Here is a 23,163-nt window from a genome sequence, read left to right as displayed (position 1 = left end):
TTGTTATTGATTTATCTTGTTGATTTATAGAGGATTGTTGGTTTTGTCGAAATTTAATATTTACCAACTTAACAAACATTCGTTCTGATGATTACAGCTAAATTAAATGGTTGAAACTTATTCAGAATAGCAGTAAATATTTTTATTGTTTGTGAATCAACTGTTTAAAATCTAAAAATTAAATTCTTTATTTTTGCATATTATAATAAGGTATGAAAAGAGCGCTGATTTATTTTGTATTGGGGACTGGAATTATTTTTCTGATTAATTATTTGTTTACGGAAATAAAAGATCTTGGTTTGGAGTTGTATTATTCTATCGCTTTCGGTCTTGCGTGGGGATTAGCTTATTTTTTAGATGACGTAAAATTTTCTCTTCTTCAAAAAATGGGATTGTCTTTTGGGGCAATGGCTATATTAGTTGCTGTAGGTGCTTTGATTTTTAATTTAGAATTGGCAATTCCTTCTATTATTAAATTTTCTACAGTTTTCGTTGCTTATTATTTATTCGCAAGTTTCAGAGGAAGCAAATCATTACGTAATTAATTATCACTGGATATGATGTTAATTATTTAGTGTAAAACCTCTTATTATCTCATTTTATTAAGGTTTAATTTTTATAAATAGTTGATATTTTGGCTATTTTAGAATTGTTAACTTCCTTAAAATCATTATTTTCAAGACTTTAATTCAAAATATGTTTTCAGATTAGAAAAATATGTTTACCTTTGCACACCCTTTTAAGGGAAAATTATGTTTAATCTTTAACTAAAACGTGTGAATACATTAAGTTACAAAACTGTTTCAGCGAACAAAGCTACTGCAAATAAAGAATGGGTTGTAGTAGACGCTGAAGGACAACCATTAGGAAGACTAGCTTCTACGGTTGCAAAGATTTTGAGAGGTAAGCACAAAGCAAACTTTACACCTCACGTAGATTGTGGTGATAATGTTATTGTTTTGAATGCTGGGAAAGTTACTCTTTCCGGAAACAAGTGGAACGATAAGACTTATATCTGGCATACAGGTTATCCTGGTGGACAGAAGTCTATGACAGCTCTTGAACTTCAGAAAAAAGATTCTTTAAAAGTATTGGAAAAATCTGTAAAAGGTATGCTTCCAAAAAACAGATTAGGATCTGCATTGCTTAAAAACCTTTATTTATATGAAGGAACTGAGCACAAGCACGAAGCTCAACAGCCGAAAACAATTAATGTTAACGAATTTAAATAATTAAATTATGTCTATAGTTCACAAAATCGGAAGAAGAAAAACTTCTGTAGCTAGAGTTTATGTAAAGCCAGGAACTGGTAACATTACAGTAAACGGTAAAGAAGCTGCAACTTATTTCTCTACAGACGTGATGGTTTATAAATTAAACCAACCGTTCATCCTTTCTGAAACTGTTGGTCAGTATGACGTTACCGTAAATGTTTTCGGTGGTGGTAATACAGGTCAGGCAGAAGCTATCAGATTGGGTATTTCTAGAGCTCTATGCGAAATCAATGCTGAATTCAGATTAGTTTTAAAGCCAGCTGGTTTACTTACAAGAGACGCAAGAATGGTGGAAAGAAAGAAACCAGGTCAGAAAAAAGCAAGAAAGAGATTCCAGTTCTCAAAACGTTAAGAATTGCTGTAAGCTTAAAGCAATATGCAATAAGCTTTTTGAAAAACTTATTAAATTTTTTTATCTGCTTGAAAGCTTAAAGCTTACTGCCTAAAGCCCAAAGCAAAAATTGCCCGTTACGTTTAGCATCCAAACATTTCTCCCATCTAAAGAAATTGTTGATTGCATAAAAAGCGGAAAGTAAACTAACAAAAACAGAAAACATGGCAAAAGCAAATGTAAAAGACCTTCTAGAGGCTGGTGTACACTTCGGTCACATGACTAGAAAGTGGAATCCAAATATGGCTCCATACATTTTTATGGAGAAAAATGGTATTCACATTGTAGACTTACATAAAACAGCAGTTAAATTGGATGAAGCTTGTAGCGCTTTAGAAAAATTAACTTCTGCAGGTAAAAAAGTTCTTTTTGTAGCTACTAAAAAGCAAGCAAAAGAAGTTGTTGCAAAACACGCTGCTGAACTTAATATGCCTTATATTACAGAAAGATGGCCGGGAGGTATGTTAACAAACTTTGTTACTATCAGAAAGGCTGTTAAGAAAATGAACCATATCGACAAAATGAAAAAAGACGGTACGTTCGAAACTTTATCTAAAAAAGAAAGACTTCAGGTTGACAGACAAAGAGCTAACTTAGAGAAAAACTTAGGTTCTATTTCTGACATGGTTCGTCTTCCTTCTGCAATCTTCGTTGTAGATATCATGAGAGAACACATCGCTGTAACTGAAGCTAAGAAATTAGGTATTCCAGTTTTCGGTATTGTTGATACAAACTCTGATCCAAGAAAAGTTGACTTCGTTATCCCAGGAAACGATGATGCTTCTAAATCTATCGATATGATCTTGAGCGTTGTTTCAGAATCTATCAAAGAAGGTCAGACTCAAAGAAAAGCTGATAAAGAAAAATCTAAAGAAGAAGGTGAAGTAGTTTCTGCTGATAAAGATGCAGATTTCGATTCTGCTGAATAATCTGAAGATTATCTTTAAAATAATAAAACCGCTGAATTTATTCGGCGGTTTTATTATTTTATATTAATTGTTTATTTTTTCTTCTTTCCTTTTGTTGAAATTTTCTTTTTAATTTCAGATTTTTCTGAATCCCTATCTGATCTGTTCTGTGCAAGTAAATCTTTATTATCATCAGATTTTAAAGCTGGGTTTTGAAGAACGATAATAAGACCTTTAGAAATGTCTTTTGAACTTTGATATGGTACATCACAAAGGTTTCCAGAGAATTTATAAGAATCTTTATTCAGAACTATGAAATTTTCTCCTTTTGCTGGAACAGCCAGATTGTAGAACTTCTTTCCGGATATTTCTAAAACCAAATTACAGTCAGAATTATTTTTAAGCAAAAGAATCGCTTCATTATGAGTAATATCTTCATTAAACATATTGTTCAAAAGCTTTTTTGTCTTTTCTTTATGCTCTTCCGGGGTTTCAGACATTAGTTTTTTAAAGATTTCCTGATTGGCTTCGCTGTTTTTTTTACGGCTCAATTGATCGGGTAGTTCTATGAAAACAGGTCTTGCTTCCATAGGTTTTGCGTTTTTGGCACCTTTCGTCCATTCTGCATTTTTCAATGCAATGACACGTTGTTTCAGGATGTTTTTTTTGGGATCTTGTGGATGTGTTTTTCCAAGGTATTCTTCAATCTCAGTAATGTTTTTACTTTTAAGAATATCAACTTTGTCAGCAGTATTACTGGCGCAAGATGAAATAATGAGACTAAAGAAGAAAAAAGTAAAAGTCTTTTTCTTCATCAAAATGTGTTTAAATTAAATCTGAATTTTATTCAGAATATCTTGTTGATTACAAAGATAAATAATTTAACTAATTGGATAACTTTATACTAAAAGAATTTGAAACAAATTTTGTTTTCTGATAAACCGAGTTGCAAAGCATTCCCGAAAGATTATAGTTCTGATTTTTTGGAACCATTGCTGAACCGATTTTATTAATTCCAATTGGGATTTTTTTGAAATAATTATTTCCGCTGATTGTTAAAACCATATTGCAAGTCGATTTGTTTTCTACTGAAATAGATACATTTAGGCTGCTTGAAGAATCATTAAGCAAACTGTTTAAAACTTCTGCAGTTTCCGGTTTATAAGTTTTTAGTAAAGCCTGATATTCTCTTTCTGTTTGTGCGTTAGGATTAATATTTATTCCGCTATTTGGATTGACTGAAGAAGACTTATATATTGGTCGTTTGGAATTATAATTTGTGGTGCTGCAACTATTCAGAAATAGTGTAACTGCAAAAGAAAATAATAAAAGCTTTTTCATGTTGATTTTTTCAAGGTTCAAATTTAAACTTTTTATTAAACTCTAAAAGTTGCTTTATTGTCATAAAAAAAAGCTGCAAAATCATTTTACAGCCTTTAAATTTTATTTTCAAGAAATTAATTAATCTTAAATTTTATATAGGTAATTGTTTTTCCTTTTGCTGAAAACAATTCTTCATAATAAGTTCTAATGTCTCTCAAATGTGGTGTATTCGGATCATATTCCAAAGCTCCGTAAATATCGTGATGAGCAGAAATGATTTCATAACCTGCACCTTGTAAATAGCCTAAAGTATAGCCGTGTAAAAATTCAGAATCTGTTTTTAAATGAACAATTCCGCCTGGTTTTAAGAATTTCTTATATCTTTCAAGAAAATCAGGGTGTGTTAATCTGTGTTTTGTACGTTTAAATTTAATTTGAGGATCGGGAAAAGTAATCCAGATTTCATCAACTTCATTTTCAGCAAAATAATATTCTACCAATTCGATTTGCGATCTCAAAAAAGCGACATTTGTCATTCCGTTTTCTACAGCTTCTTTCGCACCGAACCAAAACCTTGCCCCTTTAATGTCAATCCCGATAAAATTTTTATCTGTGAAAGTTTTTGCAAGTCCGACTGTATATTCTCCTTTTCCACAACCTAATTCTAAAACGATAGGTTGGTCATTTTTAAAGAAATCTTTTCTCCAGTTTCCTTTCAATTCAAAACCACTTAAAGCTTGCTCTCTTGAGGGTTGAATAACGTTTGGTAATATTTTATTTTCAGCGAATCTTCTTAATTTGTTTTTGCCCATGAAATATATATGAAATGCTGCAAAATTACGAAAATTATGGAGCATATAAAGTTTAAATCGGAACGAAAAAAGGGAGACTTTAAAATCTATTTTGAAGAGCTTCCCAAAGCAACCATCAACGGTTTTTGAATAGTTTTTTGCGATGCATATTGTGCTCCACAAACAATACTTGTGAAAAGATAATCACCTTTTTCTACCACAATAGAATTGTCTCCATGAGCAGGAATCGGAAGTCTGTATTTTGTATTTCCAATACCCTCAATTCTTACAATAATATTACAATCAGATTTGTTTTCGATCATCACGATGCATTCTTTCGCATTGGGATCGTTATCAAATAATGAGTTTAAGATTTTTACCGTTTTATTTTTATGTTCAGTAGGGTTTTCTCCCATCAACATATTAAATTCTGAGGCTTCTGTATCTGCAATTACTTTGGTGTTTTTGGTTGCAGTTGTGTTTGTAACATAGACATTCTGCGCTGAACTTGGTGTATAAACAACTGCTGACTGACCAACCTGTAGCTGTTTTTGATATTTTAAAATCTGTTTCTGCTTAATCATTGCATTCATCTCCTCAAAAGAAACTTTTGTAGACGGTCCTCTTTTCAGTCTTGCAAGATTGTCCTGCATTTCTCGTACTTTTTTGTCACCCGGAGGAGCATTTTTGATGTAATCTTTCATAAAATCCATTACTCTTGGTTTGAGTACAGATCTTCGCGGATCATCGGGATGAGCATCTCTCAGAAAAGCATTGATTTCATAAATACTCTTACTTTTAAGAATATTGCTGTAATCTTTGCCTTGTTTCTGCGCTGAAAAGGATACAAATAATAATGTGGTAAAAAGTAAAACTAACTTTTTCATTGAATAAAAGATTTGGTGATGTGGTTTCATAATTCTCTCAAATCTATTTAAAGCTTTAGTGAATTATTAGTTTCATTAAAAATAAACAAATTTTCAAAAAACATCACCGATTAAAGTGTTAAGATTTGTTTTTAGTTAAATATTTAAATCAAAAATGATTCAAAATGTTAATTGATGACTTCCTGAAGATGAGAATTTCTAAGTCTTCGTTGATAAATGGGAAGGTATTTTTCGATAGGTAATTTTACCGCTTCAATATTTCCGGCTTGTAAATAAACTTCAATATTTTCTGAAGTATAAACAAACTGCAAGAAATTATCAATAAGATTTTCCGGAATTTTAATTCTTGTGAAATAATCTTTACCTAAATAATTTTTAATATTGGTAACGGAAGTATGCATTCTTTCATAAGCTACTAAACGCTGTTTTTTCTTACGTTCACCCGAAATAATATCAAAAATACTTTCAAGGCTAAAAGTAAGACCTCCGTCTCTTAAGCCGGCAACCGGAAGTACAGGCGAAGTTCCGTCACCTTTTGGTTCGGGTAAACCAATTACTTTTTTCAGGGCATAAGCTTTATCTTCTTTACGAAGAGAATTCATATCATATCTCAAATTTCCGGTAGGGCGGAATCTGCTGATTACAACTTCCTGAATATCGTGATACGCCACTTTTAGTTCAACCAAATTTTTAGAGTTAAACATTTGTGGAGTAAGCTTTATATCTTTTCTTTCTGTGACAATTGATGTGAAACGGATTACATCTCCGGGATCTGCTTTTATATTGAAATCTCCATTATAAGTTGTAAGAACAGTTTTAAGTGTATTAAGATTGGTGACATAAACCTGATTAAGATACAAAACCGAATTGTCTCTTAAAAATACCTCTCCCGATAAATTTTGCGCATTAATTTTACTTACAAAAACCAACAGCATTATAATAATAAGTTTCTTCATATCTCGTGCAAAATTACATAAGAATTGCGTCAATCTTTATGTGAGATTTATCAATAACAGGTTAAAATTATATTAAACTTTGAATGAAACTGTTAATGTATGTTATAGAAAGTGTTTTTTAATAATATTTTTTAGAATTATTTGTCCCAAAGACTGTTGTTTCTGTGTTTTACCAATAGCCAACTCGAATATTTTACGGTGGTAATATTTCCAAGTTCTGTCCAGCTTAAGAAGTACCAATAAGTTGCTGTAGGAACAGGTCTGCCTTTCATATTTCCGTCCCAGGTAAATTTATTTGAAGGAGTTCCTCGGAATAATTCTGCACCGTATCGGTCAAAAATTCTAAATTCTAGATCCTGTTTATTCATTAATGAAGAATAATCAATTTCATCGTTTCTGCCGTCTCCGTTTGGTGTAATGGTGTTGATGAGTTTAATGATAACGAAGTTTTCTTTTACAATACCACAATTAAGAGTATCTCTCACATAAACCGTATAAGTACCAATAGCAAGATTTGTAAATACATTTGATGTCTGCCAAATAAAACCATCAAGCGAATATTGGTAAGCAGGATTTCCTCCAGTAACTCCAATTGTTACTGTTGTTCCGTTAATGTCGATTGTTTTGATTACAGGTAAAGTTGCTTCTGAAACATTCACGAACTGTCTGTAAACACAACCGTCAAAAGTAAGGTCAACCCAGTAATTTCCTGCACTTACATCAGAAATAGATGGAGTAGTAGCTCCCGTATTCCAAAGATAAGCGGTGAATCCTGATCCTGCATCTAAAATTGTTTTAGTTTTAGGACAGATGGCTTGGTCAGCAAGAATATCAGATTTCTTAGGAGTTTTAAGAGTAATTCTAATTGTTGCAACATCAGGGCAGAAACCTGCTTTTTCAAATCTGATGTAATAAGTATGAAGCCCGGTAAGTGTTACAGCTCCACTTATAGGTGATACATCATTTTGAGCATCGGCTAAAGTTGAGTGATAACTTACTGTAACAAGCGGATCTGTAGTGAATTCATTCAGGAATGTCGATAGATTCATTGGTTTAATTCCATCTAAATCATCATCACAAAAAGTTGTAGAAAAAATATTTTTAATTAAAGTTAGCTTAGTTCCAACGGTGAAATTAACAGGTTGAATCACAGGAGCACATCCATCAGGAGATTCTACACGAATGTAAATTGTTGTATTTGTATTGTAACTCCAGTTATTGGGTAGTGTCGTGTTATTTCCTAAGTTGGCGTCTGTTAATTGAGCATAATATCTTACATTGGTAAAGTAGGCTGGATTATTTAATATTAATTGAGTAATGTTCGATAAAACCACATTTACTGTTCCATCTAAATTTTCATCGCATTGATTACCCATATTTGCAGGTGTCACAATGGCTAAAGGAAAAAGATTTAAAGTAATTTGTGCAATGCTTTTACACCCTGTACTATTTTTTACAACTGCATAAACGATAGTTCCATTAGGAGCAGAATATGTTGTGGGAACGGTAATTAATGCCGTTAAAGTTTCGTTTTGTGCTGTCGTTAGAGTCGGATAATAAGTAATCGTAACCGGATTATTGCTTGTCACAACTGCCGTAGTAAGATTAAATGTTCCAACACCATTTACATTACACGCATTTAATGTTGCATTGTTTGATGTTACAGGTTGAATATTTATGGTCACTGTCACTGTTTCGCAGTCCGGAAAATCAACGTTGTTTCCGCAGAATGTATAAACAAAAGTATCTGTTCCGGCTGCATTTGGATTGGTTGCAGTGTACGTTATAATTCCGTTTGCAGTATTGATAACTGCAGTTCCTAGTGTAGGAGGTGTGGTAATCGATACAGTCGATGCTACTGGAGTTTGTGTAGAAGTCGTGAAAGCCGGAGTAATTGTTTTTACATCACAAATATTGTAAGATGCGACACTTTGTTTTGTACAATTTAAAACTTTGTAAGGTATAGTAATAAGCGGAGCGCAAGTTCCCATTGTAACAGCGCAAGTGTAATTTCCTGATCCAGTAGGAGTATAAGAAGGTGAAGTGGCCCCGATAATAGCAACGCCGCCAACATACCATTGATAAGACTCATAAATAATTGGGTCTACCGTAAGAACAATTCCTGGAACGCAGTCACCTCCGGTTTTTAAAATAACAGGTTGTGTTGGAAATCCTGCAAAAAAACCACCGTAACCTACAGCATCACTTCCTGCTGTAATTCCTGCTGTGATTGCTTTTGTAGAAGTTACTGTGATGGTTCCAGTTGTATTTGGAATACCATAAGTTACCCAATTTAGGGTTCCCGTCATGTCGAAAGGTCCCGTTCCTACAGGAGGGGGAACTCCATTTACAAGAACGGCGGCACCTCTTTCTGTAATTAGATTTAATTTTGTTGGATTTGTAAGTATTCCTGCAGGATTTACATTGGTATGTACAAAGTTTTCATTAATAAATCCGAGCTCATCAATTTGCTTCGGAAGATAACAGTTTAGCCCTGGAATGAAATTGAAACCACCAGTTGCAACTTCATTTCCAGTACTTGCTGCTCCAGCGAGTAATTGATAAACATAAGCATTTTTGCTCGTTACAATATAAAGATTGTAATGACCCGTAGTTCCTTGAAGTTGGTATTTGGTATCGGGAATTACAAAATATTGTCCAGTATTCAAAGTGGCGATTGGTAATCCTTCATTATTGACGTAAACTAAAGTGTTATCCTGTGTCGCAACAACCAAAGCGCCTTCCATACTACTTCCCACATTCCCATTACCTTTTACTAATGCAAATGTATTTCCTAATTGGCTAACTGGTATTGATTGATCCATCAAAATATCAGAACTTGTAGGATTGTTTCCGGCGTATTGACCGTTGAAATTTCCATTGGTAACGTTTATAGGTTTTGTCGCAACAATTTTAGCACCGATAAATCCGTCAAAATTTCCTGTAATATTTCCTATTCCGTCGAGAATATAAGATTGTCCTTTATTTAATGTGAAAGTAAGTGTAGGATTTGTTGCACCACTTGTTCCATTTGAAAACTGTACAGTTGGTTTATAGCCTGAAATTGTAACGGTTGTATTGTCTTCTGTAGCCAAAACGCTCGTCATAAAATTTAGAATACCATTATTTACGGTAATTGGAGCAGTCGCTACATGAAAAGTCGTCCCCGTTGAAGCAATACCTTTTGAAGTAATAATTTCTGCATGATTGAAAACAGAAAATCTTAGATTGGCATAAAAAGGAAAGTCTGCTTTTAAATATAAACCTTTTGTAGTAGTAGTAAAAAGATCTGTTTGTTGAGTTGTGATAATATAATCGCGGAGTACATCAAATCTCTGAGGATTATTTTTACTAATCGTTACAGTACCAATGACCACATTATTATTGTAAATAGTAACTGCGAATGGAGTTGTACGATTTGTAGAAAGGTATAATCGCTGATACGGATTTGGATTTCCTGTACGATCTACCATAGGTGCGAACCAATGATCTCTATCTAATTGAGCGAATGTAGTAGAGAATATATAAAAAATAAGAAAAAAAGATAGAATTTTCTTCATTTTGCACTTGATTTTATCACAAATTTAATAATAAAATACGTTAATAGTTATTAAAATAAACAAAAAACCACGATTTGATATCGTGGTTTTTATAATATTTAAGTGGAAGAATTATTATTCTCTGTTTTTAACTAAAATCCAGCCTGAGAATTTGATTGGTGTTTTAGCTTGTCCATTCTCATTCCAACTGATGCTGAACCAATAGTTTCCTGTAGAAACTCTCTTTTTACCATTGGTTGTTCCATCCCAAGTATAACGATTTTCTTTATTTCCTTGGTGAATTCTGTTTCCGTATCTATCAAAAATGTCGAAAACTAAATTTGGTTTATTAGCAAGAGCTGAGTAATCTAAAATATCATTTACTCCATCTGAGTTAGGGGTAATTACGTTTACAATATTAGGAATTGTAATGCTTACCTCAATCGGAACACATTTGAAAGTATCTCTTACATAAACTTTCACATCACCTCTTGGAAGATCTGTAAATACGTTTGAAGATTGAAAATTATTATTGTTAATTGAATATTCATAAGGTCCTACTCCTCCAACTGCAGTTATAGTAATGCTGTTGTTTGAAACATCAATATTTGAAATTACCGGCTGTTCTGAAGCGTATACTTTAACTTCCTGTTTTGTGGTACAGTCTCCTGTTTTAAGTTTCACCCAATATGTACCAACTCCTACATTAGATATGGTTTGAGTTGTAGCTCCTGTGCTCCATTCATAACTTGAAAAACCTGTACCTGCATCTAATATAGTTCTGTCTTCAATACAAATTACTTTGTCTACAAGAACTGTTGATTTTGTTGGAGGAAATACTACAAGAGTAATCTGAGCAACATTATAACATCCGTTTGCATTGCGTACCCTTACATAAACCACACCATTTGGTGCTGTATAATTTGCAAAATTTAGAATTTCGTTAGTCTGGTTGTGAGCATCCGTTAATGAAGGATAATATGTTTTAATAATACCTGATTGTGTACTTACATTAGCGGTTGTTAGATTAAATAATCCAGTTGCTGTATTACTTTCAAGAAAACAAGTTCTTAATGTTGCAGGATTAACTGTAGGGCTTTCTGCTATTGTTAAAGTAAGTGTAATTTCTTCACAGTCTACAAACTCAGGATCATTTCCGCAGAATTTATATACAATTTTATCATTTCCTACAAAACCAAAGTTTGGAGTATACCCTATAACACCCGTTGTAGGATTCAATATTGCAGTACCATTTGTTGGTTGTGTAATAATTTGTACACTTCCTGGTGTGAAATTTTGTTGAGATGTTGTGAATTCGGGTACAATATTTAAATAACCTTCACAAACTGTTTTTGTTTTTGTTGTTTTTTGCAAACAAGTAAAAACTTTATAGATTGGCGTTGTTGCAGGTATACAAGATCCAACTGTAATAGTTACAGTATAGTTTCCTGCAGTGGTAGGTGTGTATGAATTGGTTGTAGCTCCAGGAATTGCTACCCCATTTCTAAACCACTGATAAGTATCATAACTATCATCAACTTCTAAAACTAAGCCTGGAATACAATCTCCCGTCTGTTTTGCAATAAGTGGAATAGAAGAGAAACCTGCAAAGTAACCACCATATCCTGATGTACTGTATCCACCGTTGATTCCTGCAGTTACAGCTTTATTAGAAGCTACAGCTACAGTTCCTGTCATATTTTCTATACCATATGTTACCCAGTTCGTATTTCCTGTCACTACATATGGTCCTTGTGCTGCAGTTGGAGTTATTGGTGCTCCTCCATTAACGGTATAAGTAACAACAGCACCCGCTTCAGTAAGAATATTTAATTTTACATTAGTTCCGCTTGCTACAACACTTGCTCCACCAGTACCGGAAGGCATTTCGTTAATTTTTCCAATTTCATCAATTTTTCTAGGTAAAAAACAGTTCAATGGCGGAATGTAGTTGAAACCACAAGTTGCACTACTGTTGTCAACAGTTACAAGTTGATATAAATAAACATTTTTTGTAGTACTAATAAACATATTAGCATGCGTTCCGCCCTGTACGATATAATTACTTCCTGAAATTCTATACCATTGACCTTGATTTAAGGTTGCAACAGCAGTTCCAGAACCATTTAAATATACTTGTGTATTATTTTCAGTTGCAATTATAATTCCACCTTCTACATCTGGAGAAGTAGATCTTGTTCTTACCATTGCAAAAGTATTTCCAAGTCTTTCAACTGGAACAGATTGATCCAAAATAGAGTCAGAACCAAGATTACTTACAGTACCAAAATTTCCATTCATGTTACCGTTAGTCAAAGTAATTGGTTTATCAGAAACAATTTTAGCTCCGATAAATGCTTGCATATTTGCAGCAGTTGCCCCGTTTCCAGCAAAAATAAAAGATTGCCCTTTGTTCAATACAAACGTATGGGTGTTTGTTGCAGGTGCACTACCAAGAAATGTTATAGGTGTAGTTGCGCTCCATGTTACAGTAACTGTTGTATTGTTTTCTGTTGCTAAAACTCCCGCAGTAAAGTTGTTACTTGTAGAGGTATAAATTGAAGGAGTTGCCGCTACATAAAATTCTTTACCAATACCGGCTTTACCCTTACTGGTAACGATTTCAGCGTGCGTTGTACTACTTGCCATTCTTAGTGTACAGTAAAATGGCTTTTCTCCACTCAAATAAAGTCCTTTGTTAATTACTCTAAAGGCATCAGATACACTAGAACCGGCAATATATTGCGCTGGAACTGCATAAATTTGAGGAGATCCTTTACTTATTGTCACTGTTCCGAGTGCAACATTATTGCTATAAACAGTAACGGTAAAAGGTGTGGTCGAATCTGTGGACAAATATAATGTTCGTCCAGTGTAAGAGGTTGATTCATAGTAGGGCGCTATCCAATGCTCTGTGTCTCTCTGAGCGAATAGGATATTACTACTAAAAATTACCATTAAAAAAGTAAGTAGAAGTTTTGTCATAGTCTAGGATTAGGATTCATACAAAAATAATGTAATAATTCATATGTTTTATAAAAAAAATATAAAAAAAATTAAATTTATGATAAAAAAATACCACAACAGTTAAGTTGTGGTATTTTCATTCTATTATTTAAGATTCTATTCTCTATTCTTAACTAAAATCCAACCTGTGTATTTTATTGGAGTTTTAGTAGCATTTGGTTCTGTCCAATTGATGTGATACCAATATGTTCCGGTAACAATCTTTTTATTGGATTGAGTTCCATCCCATTTGTAGTTATTGAATTTATCACCGACAAAGACTTTATTACCATATCTGTCATAAATCGTGAAAGAAAGATTGTCTTTGTAAGCTAATTCACTATAATCGATGAAATCATTTATTTTATCTCCGTTTGGAGTAATTGCATTTACAAGATTTGGAACTGTAATTTCTACAGATACCGGAGAACAGTTGAACTCGTCTTTCACATAGAAAGTATGTTGACCTCTGCTCAAATTTGTAAATACATTAGAATCCTGCCAAGTTGATGTTCCGTCTACCGCATATTTGAAAGGTGCAGTACCTCCGGTTACAATAACTGTTGCTGTATTATTAGAAATTTCTATTGAAGTAATTACTGGCTCCAAAGCTTTTTTCACACTAACCGTTTGTTTAGTATAACATCCTGCATTTTGAAGAATAACCCAATAATCTCCTACTGGTACTGCTTGAATTGTTTGCGTAGTTGCACCAGTACTCCATTGGTATGACTGATATCCTGCTCCAGCATCTAATGTAGTTCTGCTATCAATACAGATATATTTGTCAACCAATAAAGATGATTTCTTTGGAGGAGTAACTTTAAGATTGATTTTTGCAATTGCATAACATCCGTTACTATTAAATACTCTTGCATAAACAGCACCGTCTCCTGAAATATACATATCTACTGGAAGTGTTATTTCATTCGTTCCGTTGCTTGCATCTGTAAACGTTGGGTAATACTTTTTAGTAACTGGAGTTTGTGATGTAACATTCGCATTTGGAAGATTAAATACTCCTTTTGTTTCATTATTTTCAATAAAACATACCGTTAATGTAGTTTCATTTACAACTGGAGTAGGGTAGAAATCAAGAGTGATTTTTGCCGTTCCAATACATCCTTCGTCTGTAGTTACTTGTACATATACTGATCCTAATCCAAAGAAATAATTTGTAGGATTACTGATTTGGTTTGTATTTGCATTTAAGTCTGCTAAAGTTGGATAGAATTTTTTAGTTGTAGGGCTGTAAGAAGTTACAGGCGCAGTAGTTAAATCAAAATATCCTTTGCCGGCATATTGACAAGTTTTGATTGTTACATCTGTAAGTACAAATGGTACAACATTTAGGTTTAGTGTAATTTGTTCACAATCTACAAATTCAGCAGCATTTCCACAGAATTTATAAATAATCTTATCTGCCCCTAAGTAGCCTGCATTTGGTACGTAGGTAATAATTCCTGTAGCAGGATTTAGTGTAGCAGTACCTTGTGTTGGTGCCGTAATGATTTGTACAGTTCCCGGTACTGGTGTTTGCGTTGAGCTAGTAAATGCAGGTATAATAGCTTTCGTACCGCAGATATTTAAAGTTTTAACGGTATTAGTTAAACATGTAAATACTTTATATATTGGTGTAGTAACTGGTGGACACGTACCCATCGTTACTTTTACAGTATAATCCCCTGCAACTGCTGGTGTATATGTAGCAGATGTAGCTCCTGTAATGATACCACCATTCAAATACCACTGATAAGTTTCATAGCTGTCGTCAACTTCCAAAATGATACCGGGAATACAATCTCCAGTTTGTTTTGCAATAACTGGTATTGAAGAGAATCCTGCAAAATAACCACCGTAGCCTGCAGTGCTATATCCTCCGTTTACGCCAGCTGTAACCGCTTTTGTAGATTGAATAGTTAGATTTCCTGTAACACCTTCTATTGCATAAGTCACCCAGTTTGTATTTCCTAGAAGCTGATAAGGCCCTTGTGCTGCCGTTGGTGTGATTGGTGTTCCTCCATTAGTACTATAAGTAACCGTAGCTCCTGCCTCAGTAAGAATATTAAGTTTAAGAGTGATAGTAGATGATGTGTTTGGCATTTCATTTACCTTACCAATCTCATCAATTTTTCTAGGTAGGAAACAGTTGAGGGGAGGAATATAATTAAATCCACAAGTGGCATTGCTATCATCTACAGAAACCAACTGATATAAGTAAACGTTTTTAGAAGTAGATACGAGCATGTTGTAATGTCCACTAGTTCCTTGCAACTGATATGACGAACCTGGAATTCGGTACCATTGTCCCTGGTTAATAGTAGCTGCAGGTATCAATGATCCATTTATAAATACTTGCGTATTATCTTCCGTAGCAATCACTATACCTCCTTCAAGGTCTGAAGATGTGGAAAGTGTTCTCACCATTGCAAAAGTGCTTCCCAATCTTTCGGTAGGGACAGACTGGTCAAGAATTGCATCTGAACCTGAAGGTGAATTTCCAAAATTTCCATTCATGTTACCATTAGTGAGCGTGATTGGTTTAGTGGAAGTTATTTTAGCTCCCATAAACGGAGCGGCACTTGCAGCATTTCCTGCAAATATAAATGATTCCCCCTTATTTAATGTAAAAGTATAGGGATTGGACGGTGGGGTGGCCGGTTGTCCAAAAAACGTTATTGTTCCTGGCCAGCTAACTGTCACAGTTGTAGCGTCTTCGGTAGCCATAACCCCTGCAGTAAAACTGTAAAGGGTAGCTGTACTTCCCGCGTAAGGTGTATTTGCAACATAAAACTCTTTACCTATTCCAGCTTTTCCTTTACTTGTTACAATTTCGCCATGAGAGATTTGCGCCGTTCTTAAAGTGCAATAAAAAGGTTTTGCTCCTTTTAAATACAATCCTTTATTAAGAACTTTAAAACCGTCACTTGTGGAAGCTGTAGAAATATAAGTTCCCACATCATAAGTAACAGGATTGTTTTTACTCACCATAATAGGAGTGGTATTGATCTGCACATTATTACTGAAAATATTCACTGCAAATGGCGTTACAGAATCTGTTGACAGATAAACGGCAGTAGAATATGTTCCCCCTGAATTATAATAGGGTGCAATCCAATGATCAGTATCTCTTTGTGCAAAAAGACTGTTGATTGTCAGAAGCATTACTGCAAAACTTAGTAGAAATCTTTTCATAAAATTATGGAATTAGGATTTCTACAAAATTAGAATAAATTTTAATATATTGTTAATAAATCATAAATAAAATTTAAAATCTATTCTCTATTCTTAATTAAAAGCCACCCAGAATGAGAAACTGGCAATTTTGTGTCCGGTTCAATCCATCTGATAATATACCAGTAAGTCCCTGTTGGTAGATTTCTGCCACCTGATTTTCCATCCCATTTGTAGTTATTTGGGGATGATTTGTAAACCTTTGCTCCGTATCTATCAACCACTTCAATATTTACTTGATCCTTAATTTTTAAGTCAGAATAATCTAAAACATCATTTCTTCCGTCCCCATTTGGAGTAATTGTATTAATTAAATTTAAAATTAAGAAATCTTTAATCACGGGTTGACATCCATCTCTCCCAATTACGTAAACTTTGTGCGGTCCTCTTGTTAATCCTGAGAATACATTTGAACTCTGGTAATCTGAACCGTTTAATGAATATTGATAAGGTGCAGTTCCTCCTGTAACATTAATTGTTGCACTTGTTCCTGTAACAACAATGCTTGTGATTGTTGGAGCTTGAGCGGCTGTTACGGTTACTGTTTGTCTGTAAATACATCCGTTAAATCCTAAATCTACAAAGTAAGTTCCAACACCAACGGTAATTGACGAGGTAGTTGCTCCTGTGCTCCACAAATAAGATGTAAATCCATTACCTGCATTAAGAATTGCTTTTGCGTCTAGACAAATAGTCTGATCTTGTAAAGTACTTGATTTTTTTGGAGATTTTAAACTAATTGTTAGAGTTCCAATGTTCGGACAAGCATTATTACTTGTAAATCTAATATAGAAAGTTGCTGAAGTTGTAATAACCTGAGTTGCAGGTATGGCATTAGTTCCAGCTTGCGCATTGGCTAAAGTAGAATAGAAAGTAAGGGTAACTGACGGATCTGCCGTAAATTGATTTTTATAATCACTAAGATTTACACTTTGAGAGCCATCTAAATCATTATCACAAACTTGTGTCGTTACATTTGTTGTTAGAAGAGTCAGTTTGTTACCTACGGTAAAATTAATTTGTCCAAAAGCAGTAGGGCAAGTTGTACTTGTACCATCCACTCTTATGTAAACAATTGTTGCTGAAGTATACGTCCAGTTGGTTGGAAGTGTATTCCCGTTTCCTGCAGTTGCATCGGCTTGACTTAAGTAATATCTTACTGTAAAATTTGCTGAATTTGTTACAACTTGTGGAGTTATGGTCGCAAAATTTACGTTTACAATTCCGTCAAAATTATCATCACAAAGATTACCGTTAAAATTCGCAATATTGATATTAGGAACAGCATTTACTTTGATAGCTAAATTAGCTGTATTAAAACACTGTGTTGCATTAGTGAATCTTAAATAAAAAGTTCCTGTTGTTCCGTTGTTGATTGTTTGTGTTGCAGAGATTGCATTTGCTCCTGATTGTGCATCTGCCAAACTACTATGGAAAGTAACCGAGGTTGCAGGATCTGTGGTGAAAATATTTTTATAATTCATTAAATTGACAGTTTCAGAACCATTCATGTCTGTGTCACAAATTTCTAATACATGTGTAGGAGTTAACAAAGGAACCTTATTTTTAATCACAAAATTGATTTGTCCAAAAGCGGGAGGACAACCGTTTGTACTTTCAACTCTTATATAAACTGTTGTATTTGAAGTGTAATTCCAGTTAGTTGGTAATGTATTATTATTTCCTGCGGTTGCATCAGCTTGATTTAAATAATATTTTACAATAAAACTCGCTGAATTTGTAACAATTTGAGGAGTAACGGTTGCAAAATTTATATTGATAACTCCAGAAAAATTATCATCACAAAACTCTGCATTATAAGCACTTGTATTGATATTTGGAGATTGGTTCATGATTAATGTAATCTGCGCAACTTTAGAACATCCGTAAGTTGAAGTTACATTAGCGTAAATAATTCCTGCAGGTCCTGTATAATTTGTAGGAACAGCAATTTGACCGGTCAAATTTGAATTGGTAAAATAAGTAATACTTGCTCCAACAGCCGATGTTACATTCGCAGTTGTCAAATTATAGGTTCCATTTCCTGAAGTACTGTTACAAATGCTTATTGAAGCATTATTTACCTGAAGAGCATCTGTATTAATTATAATTTTAAAATATTCAAAAGCAAATGGATTTCCGTTTCCTTGAATATAATAAATAAACTGATCTGTAGTATTTACGGTCGTTGCATTTGGTGTGTATGTAATTTGACCTGTAGTTGAATTTACAGTTGCTGTTCCGTTAGTTGGCTGAGCAATAATTGCTGTTAATGAAGGAACAATGTTTTGTGTAGAGCTTGTAAATGCAGGCGTAATTACTTTTGTATTACAAGATCCGATTGTATAAGTTGTTGTTGAAATTGGCGGACATAATGTGTAGTTATAAATCGTCGTCAATTTTGTTTCACAGTTATTTTTCGTTACCGAACAAGTATATGCTCCTGCTCCATACAATTCAGGATTAATAAAATAAGTTGTAGCTCCGGTAATCGCAACTCCATTTAAATACCATTGATAAGCATCATAATTGTTATCAACCTGAAGCTCAATTCCTGCGTAACAGTCACCAGTTTTCGTAATTGCGGGAACAGAAGAGAATCCTGAAAAATACCCTCCATATCCTACGGCACCACTTCCTGCAGCGATTCCTGCAGTCATAGCTTTTGTGGAATTTAAAGTAATATTTCCTGTCACATTTTGAATAGAGTAGCTTACCCAGTTTGGATTTCCTGTTACAGGATAGGGTCCGTTTCCTGCTGCAATTGGGCCACCGTTTAAAGTTACCGTTGCTCCGGTTTGGGTGATAATATTTAATCTTGTTGCAAAAGTTTGACCTCCAATTCTGTTAATAAAACCAATTTCATCAATTTTATTAGGCATAAAACAGCTTAAAGGTGGTATGAAATTCATTCCTCCGGAAGCATATTCGTTTCCGTTGGTTGCGCCAGAAAGTAATTGATAAACATAAACATTTTTGGTTGCAGAAATATTCATATTGTAATGTCCATTACCTTGATTTTGATATCTTGCACTTGGAACTTGATAATATTGCCCTTCATTTAGAGTTATTGCAGCTCCGGTTCCGTTAAATGTAATCTGTGTATTGTTCTCTGTAGCAATAATTAAAGCGGTTTCCATTTGAGAAGTTACCGTTCCGTTTCCTTTTACCACTACGAAATCTTTTCCTAAACGATCAACAGGTACTGCCTGATCCATCAAAATGTCATTATTGGTAAGGTTTTGAGTAGTATAAGCTGCGTTAAAGTTTCCGTTTGTTACAGAAATTGCTTTTGTCGCAACAATTTTAGCTCCTACTAAACCTGTTTTATTGGCATTTGACCACGAACTTACAACATCTAAAATGTAAGATTTTCCTTTATTAAGTGTAAAAGTTCTTGTTGGAGAAGAAATTCCATCCGAAAAAGTAATAGCTGGATTGTAACCAGAAATAGTCACAACGGTATTGTCCTCAGTTGCTATTACTCCGATTGTTGCATTCATGTGATCTTCTGATCCTGTAATTGGAGCAACACCCGCATAAAATGTAGTTCCTAAACCTGCTGCACCTTTTGAAGTTAAAATTTCGGCATGATTAGGCATTGCAAACCTGTAATTGGCAAAGAATTTTTTTGAACCTTTTACATTTAATCCCATATTGTTAGAAGTAAACAATTGTGATTGCGATGATGCAACTAAAAAGTTATTAGGAATAATAACTTGCGCAGGATTGTTTTTACTTACCTGAACAGTAGTGTATAATGTATTGTTATTAAAAATCTGAACAGCAAAAGGAGTTGCTTCGTCGGTAGATAAATATAAATATCCTTCCAATCCGTTAGTTCCGGCTTTTGCAGACATTGGAGCAAACCAATGTTCTGTATCAAGTTGAGCATTTATGATTAAACACCAAAATGTACAAATAATAAGTAGAAATCTTTTCATGCCTCAGTTTTAGGGGCGACAAATTTACATATTAATAATCAAATTTTTACGTAATGTTTTTAACATTTAATTATAATTTAATATACTTGCGAAATTTCAAAAAAATACTTTATGCTTTATTAATATCATAAAGAGCTTTATGCAAAAAAAATCCCGATGAAAAAATCATCGGGATTAATATTTTAAATTTAAAAAAGTTATTATAAGCTAACTCTGATAAATCCTGTTACTTTAAGGTCTCCGTTTACAGATTTTACGTAATCAGCAACAGAAATAGAACTGTCTTTGATGAAATCTTGGTGTACCAAAGTATTGTCTTTGTAGAATCTCTGCATTTTACCCTTCAAGATATTATCGATAATGTTTGCAGGCTTACCTTCTTCAGTAAGTTTGTGTCTTTCGATTTCCAATTCTTTGTCGATAGTTTCCTGAGAAACAGAAGTTTCGTCAAGTGCAATTGGGTTCATTGCAGCAGCTTGCATAGAAACAGATTTAGCAGCTTCATCAGCTCCGTCTACTTTTGCAGAAAGAGAAGTGATTGCAGCGATTTTGTTTCCAGCGTGGATGTAAGCTCCTAAGAAAGGTCCTGTAATTCTTTCGAAAGCACCAATCTCGATTTTCTCACCGATAACTCCAGTTTGCTCGATCAATTTTTCAGCAACAGTCATTCCGTGGAAATCTGTAGCCAATAATTCTTCTTTAGTAGCAGCGAAAATAGCCATTTCAGCAATTTCGTAAGCTAGCTCGATGAACGCTTCGTTTTTAGCAACAAAGTCAGTTTCGCAATTTAGAGAAATTACAACACCTAAAGTGTTATCTTCGTTTACTCTAGCGATTACAGCACCTTCAGAAGAATCTCTGTCAGCTCTGTTAGCTGCAACTTTTTGTCCTTTTTTTCTAAGGATATCAACTGCTTTTTCGAAGTCTCCTTCTGCTTCAACTAAAGCTTTCTTGCAGTCCATCATACCTGCACCTGTTTGGTTTCTCAATTTTGCTACGTCTGCAGCAGCTGGTGAATAAGACATAATATTTATTATTTTTTTATTTAAAATTATGATTAACTTTAATAGTTTATTTTAAAGATGTGCAAAGATAATGATTTTAATGATAAACTAAAAAATGACTTTTCACGTTATAGTATTTATTTAATAAATTTTTAAAGGTTTCCGCTACATGAAAAAAATATTTCTAATTATATTCCTATCAATCTTCAGTATAGGCTTTGCTCAAAAGAAGAAAAAAGCCAAAGCCAAAGTCGTTGCAGAGAAAGAAACTGTTATTATTTATACACTTGAAGAAGCAGAAAGTACTGCGGAAGCAAGAATTATTGCAGGTTTTATCAAACAAAATCCAGGACACGAAAAAAACGATAAGTTAAAAAGAAAACTAATTTATATTATTATGGCAGATAATTCTATAGAGGCTAAGCCTACTATAAGACCAATCAGCAAAGATAAAATTGAAAAAATAGTAAGCAATAGTGAGCTTAATAAAGGAAAAGATTTAGCGTCTAATTCTAAAGCTGCAACGCCACAACGCACAGTAAATTATGCTGCAGTAGGAAGTTCAAGTAAGAAATCTGAGCCAAGTGCTGATGCAAAAAAAACAGCTTCTTATTTAACGCATCTTTTTAATAATGATCCTAATGATAATGAAGCTTATATTAATATTAAAAATAAATCTAAATGCCGATTGATTGTAAAAATCAGTGGAAAAAAATATTACAATCTTGATGTTCCCCCAAATGGACAGAATTTTGTAATGGTAGAAAAAGGCGAGTATGTTTTGACGACCTCAGTTTGTGATGCAAAATATTCTTCTCTTAAAAAAGTGACCAGAGATATCGAAATTGCATTAAATGTTGCTGATTAAATTGACAATAAAATAAAAAAAGCGGTTAAGAATTTCTTAACCGCTTTTTTTGTTATCCTTTAAATTGCCCCATCGCAATAAACTTGTCTTGTCTGTGAGTTTCTAATTCCTTACCTGTAAATTTAGAGAAAGCTTTAATGTTTTGTAAAATTGAAGCTTTTAAATTTAAATAAGCAACTTCAGGATCGTAATGAGCGCCACCAAGTGGTTCTTCTACGATTCCATCAATGAATTTTTCTCTTAATGCATCAGCTGGAGTAAGATTTAATGCATTAGCTGCATCTTCTTTGTGATCCCAGTTTCTCCAAAGAATTGATGAACAACTTTCTGGTGCAATTACTGTGTACCAAGTGTTTTCCAACATGTAAACTTTGTTACCAACGCCAATTCCTAATGCTCCACCACTTGCACCTTCACCAATAATGTAAGTAAAAATTGGAGTTTTAAGCATCGTCATTTCGAAAATATTTCTTGCAATTGCTTCACCTTGTCCTCTTTCTTCGGCTTCCAATCCAGGGTAAGCTCCTGGTGTATCAACCAAAGTTACTACAGGAATTTTGAACTTTTCGGCTAATTTCATTAGTCTTAAAGCTTTTCTGTATCCTTCAGGATTCGGCATTCCGAATCTTCTGTGCTGTCTTTCTTTGGTAGTTCTCCCTTTTTGAGTTCCAAGAATCATAATTCTCTGACCGTCTAAAGTAGCTAAACCACCAATTAATGCAGGATCATCAGCGAAATTTCTGTCACCGTGAAGTTCTAAGAAGCTTCCTTTATCTACCATTCCTTTAATGTAATCTAAAGTATAAGGGCGATCCGGATGACGCGATAACTGTACTCTTTGCCAAGGTGTAAGATTTCCGTAGATTTCTTTTTTTGTATCTCTGATCTTGTCTTCGATCTGGCTGCATGCTAATTTTACATCAACACCACTTTCTTCTCCTACCAAAGAACATGTTTGATATTGATCCATCAGCTCTTTTATAGGAAGTTCGAAACTTAAATATTCCATTCTTGAAGTAAATTAAATCTTTCAAATGT

General features: G+C 33.9%; 16 protein-coding genes. 5 read left to right on the top strand and 11 right to left on the bottom strand.

Annotated features, from left to right (window positions below):
• Nucleotides 1-212 precede the first annotated feature (212 nt).
• The 4 genes from OF897_RS17995 to rpsB all read left to right on the top strand — a co-directional run bounded on the left by OF897_RS17995 (nucleotide 213) and on the right by rpsB (nucleotide 2,594).
• Nucleotides 213-545 (top strand): hypothetical protein, encoded by a 333-nt coding sequence (locus OF897_RS17995; protein ID WP_267267058.1) that lies wholly within the window; start codon nucleotides 213-215, stop codon nucleotides 543-545.
• 231 nt (nucleotides 546-776) lie between these two features.
• Entirely contained in the window at nucleotides 777-1,232 is a 456-nt protein-coding gene (gene rplM / locus OF897_RS17990; protein WP_066674809.1) for a 50S ribosomal protein L13, read from the top strand.
• Between the two features lie 7 nt (nucleotides 1,233-1,239).
• On the top strand, nucleotides 1,240-1,626 hold the full coding sequence (gene rpsI, locus OF897_RS17985; protein ID WP_267267057.1) for a 30S ribosomal protein S9: 387 nt from the start codon (nucleotides 1,240-1,242) through the stop codon (nucleotides 1,624-1,626).
• A 203-nt stretch (nucleotides 1,627-1,829) separates the two neighbouring features.
• A complete protein-coding gene (gene rpsB, locus OF897_RS17980) occupies nucleotides 1,830-2,594 on the top strand; it encodes a 30S ribosomal protein S2 (protein WP_066674803.1) in 765 nt (254 codons plus the stop codon).
• A gap of 71 nt (nucleotides 2,595-2,665) precedes the next feature.
• On the opposite strand, the gene OF897_RS17975 is transcribed toward rpsB, so the two are convergent.
• The 10 genes from OF897_RS17975 to tsf form a co-directional block, all read right to left on the bottom strand.
• A complete protein-coding gene (locus OF897_RS17975; protein ID WP_267267056.1) occupies nucleotides 2,666-3,388 on the bottom strand; it encodes a DUF6759 domain-containing protein in 723 nt (240 codons plus the stop codon).
• A 70-nt stretch (nucleotides 3,389-3,458) separates the two neighbouring features.
• Nucleotides 3,459-3,914: a DUF6759 domain-containing protein gene (locus OF897_RS17970; RefSeq protein ID WP_267267055.1), complete on the bottom strand. Its 456-nt coding sequence runs from the start codon at nucleotides 3,912-3,914 to the stop codon at nucleotides 3,459-3,461.
• Between the two features lie 116 nt (nucleotides 3,915-4,030).
• Nucleotides 4,031-4,708, bottom strand: a complete 678-nt coding sequence (gene trmB / locus OF897_RS17965) for a tRNA (guanosine(46)-N7)-methyltransferase TrmB (protein WP_267267054.1) — start codon at nucleotides 4,706-4,708, stop codon at nucleotides 4,031-4,033.
• An 86-nt stretch (nucleotides 4,709-4,794) separates the two neighbouring features.
• Nucleotides 4,795-5,574, bottom strand: coding sequence for a DUF6759 domain-containing protein (locus OF897_RS17960; RefSeq protein WP_267267053.1), 780 nt, complete (start codon nucleotides 5,572-5,574; stop codon nucleotides 4,795-4,797).
• A 167-nt stretch (nucleotides 5,575-5,741) separates the two neighbouring features.
• Nucleotides 5,742-6,530 (bottom strand): hypothetical protein, encoded by a 789-nt coding sequence (locus tag OF897_RS17955; protein WP_267267052.1) that lies wholly within the window; start codon nucleotides 6,528-6,530, stop codon nucleotides 5,742-5,744.
• Between the two features lie 137 nt (nucleotides 6,531-6,667).
• Nucleotides 6,668-10,090, bottom strand: a complete 3,423-nt coding sequence (locus tag OF897_RS17950) for a T9SS type B sorting domain-containing protein (protein ID WP_267267051.1) — start codon at nucleotides 10,088-10,090, stop codon at nucleotides 6,668-6,670.
• A 114-nt stretch (nucleotides 10,091-10,204) separates the two neighbouring features.
• Nucleotides 10,205-13,054 (bottom strand): T9SS type B sorting domain-containing protein, encoded by a 2,850-nt coding sequence (locus tag OF897_RS17945; RefSeq protein WP_267267050.1) that lies wholly within the window; start codon nucleotides 13,052-13,054, stop codon nucleotides 10,205-10,207.
• A 138-nt stretch (nucleotides 13,055-13,192) separates the two neighbouring features.
• Nucleotides 13,193-16,270, bottom strand: a complete 3,078-nt coding sequence (locus OF897_RS17940) for a T9SS type B sorting domain-containing protein (RefSeq protein ID WP_267267049.1) — start codon at nucleotides 16,268-16,270, stop codon at nucleotides 13,193-13,195.
• Between the two features lie 80 nt (nucleotides 16,271-16,350).
• Complete coding sequence (locus OF897_RS17935) at nucleotides 16,351-20,253, bottom strand: T9SS type B sorting domain-containing protein (protein WP_267267048.1); 3,903 nt, start codon at nucleotides 20,251-20,253, stop codon at nucleotides 16,351-16,353.
• Nucleotides 20,254-20,453: 200 nt separating this feature from the next.
• Nucleotides 20,454-21,278 (bottom strand): translation elongation factor Ts, encoded by an 825-nt coding sequence (gene tsf / locus OF897_RS17930; RefSeq protein ID WP_267267047.1) that lies wholly within the window; start codon nucleotides 21,276-21,278, stop codon nucleotides 20,454-20,456.
• A gap of 148 nt (nucleotides 21,279-21,426) precedes the next feature.
• Between tsf and OF897_RS17925 the strand changes: the two genes are divergently transcribed.
• A complete protein-coding gene (locus OF897_RS17925; protein WP_267267046.1) occupies nucleotides 21,427-22,125 on the top strand; it encodes a DUF6759 domain-containing protein in 699 nt (232 codons plus the stop codon).
• A gap of 52 nt (nucleotides 22,126-22,177) precedes the next feature.
• Here the strand turns inward: OF897_RS17925 and OF897_RS17920 are convergent, their stop codons facing one another.
• Nucleotides 22,178-23,134 carry an acetyl-CoA carboxylase carboxyltransferase subunit alpha gene (locus OF897_RS17920; protein ID WP_267267045.1) on the bottom strand — a complete coding sequence of 319 codons (957 nt, stop codon included), beginning with the start codon at nucleotides 23,132-23,134 and terminating at the stop codon, nucleotides 22,178-22,180.
• Between the last annotated feature and the right edge of the window lie 29 nt (nucleotides 23,135-23,163).

This window comes from Chryseobacterium formosum (genome assembly GCF_026460885.1).
GTDB classification, from domain to species: Bacteria; Bacteroidota; Bacteroidia; order Flavobacteriales; family Weeksellaceae; genus Chryseobacterium; species Chryseobacterium formosus.
This window is presented reverse-complemented; position numbering and strand designations above follow the sequence as displayed.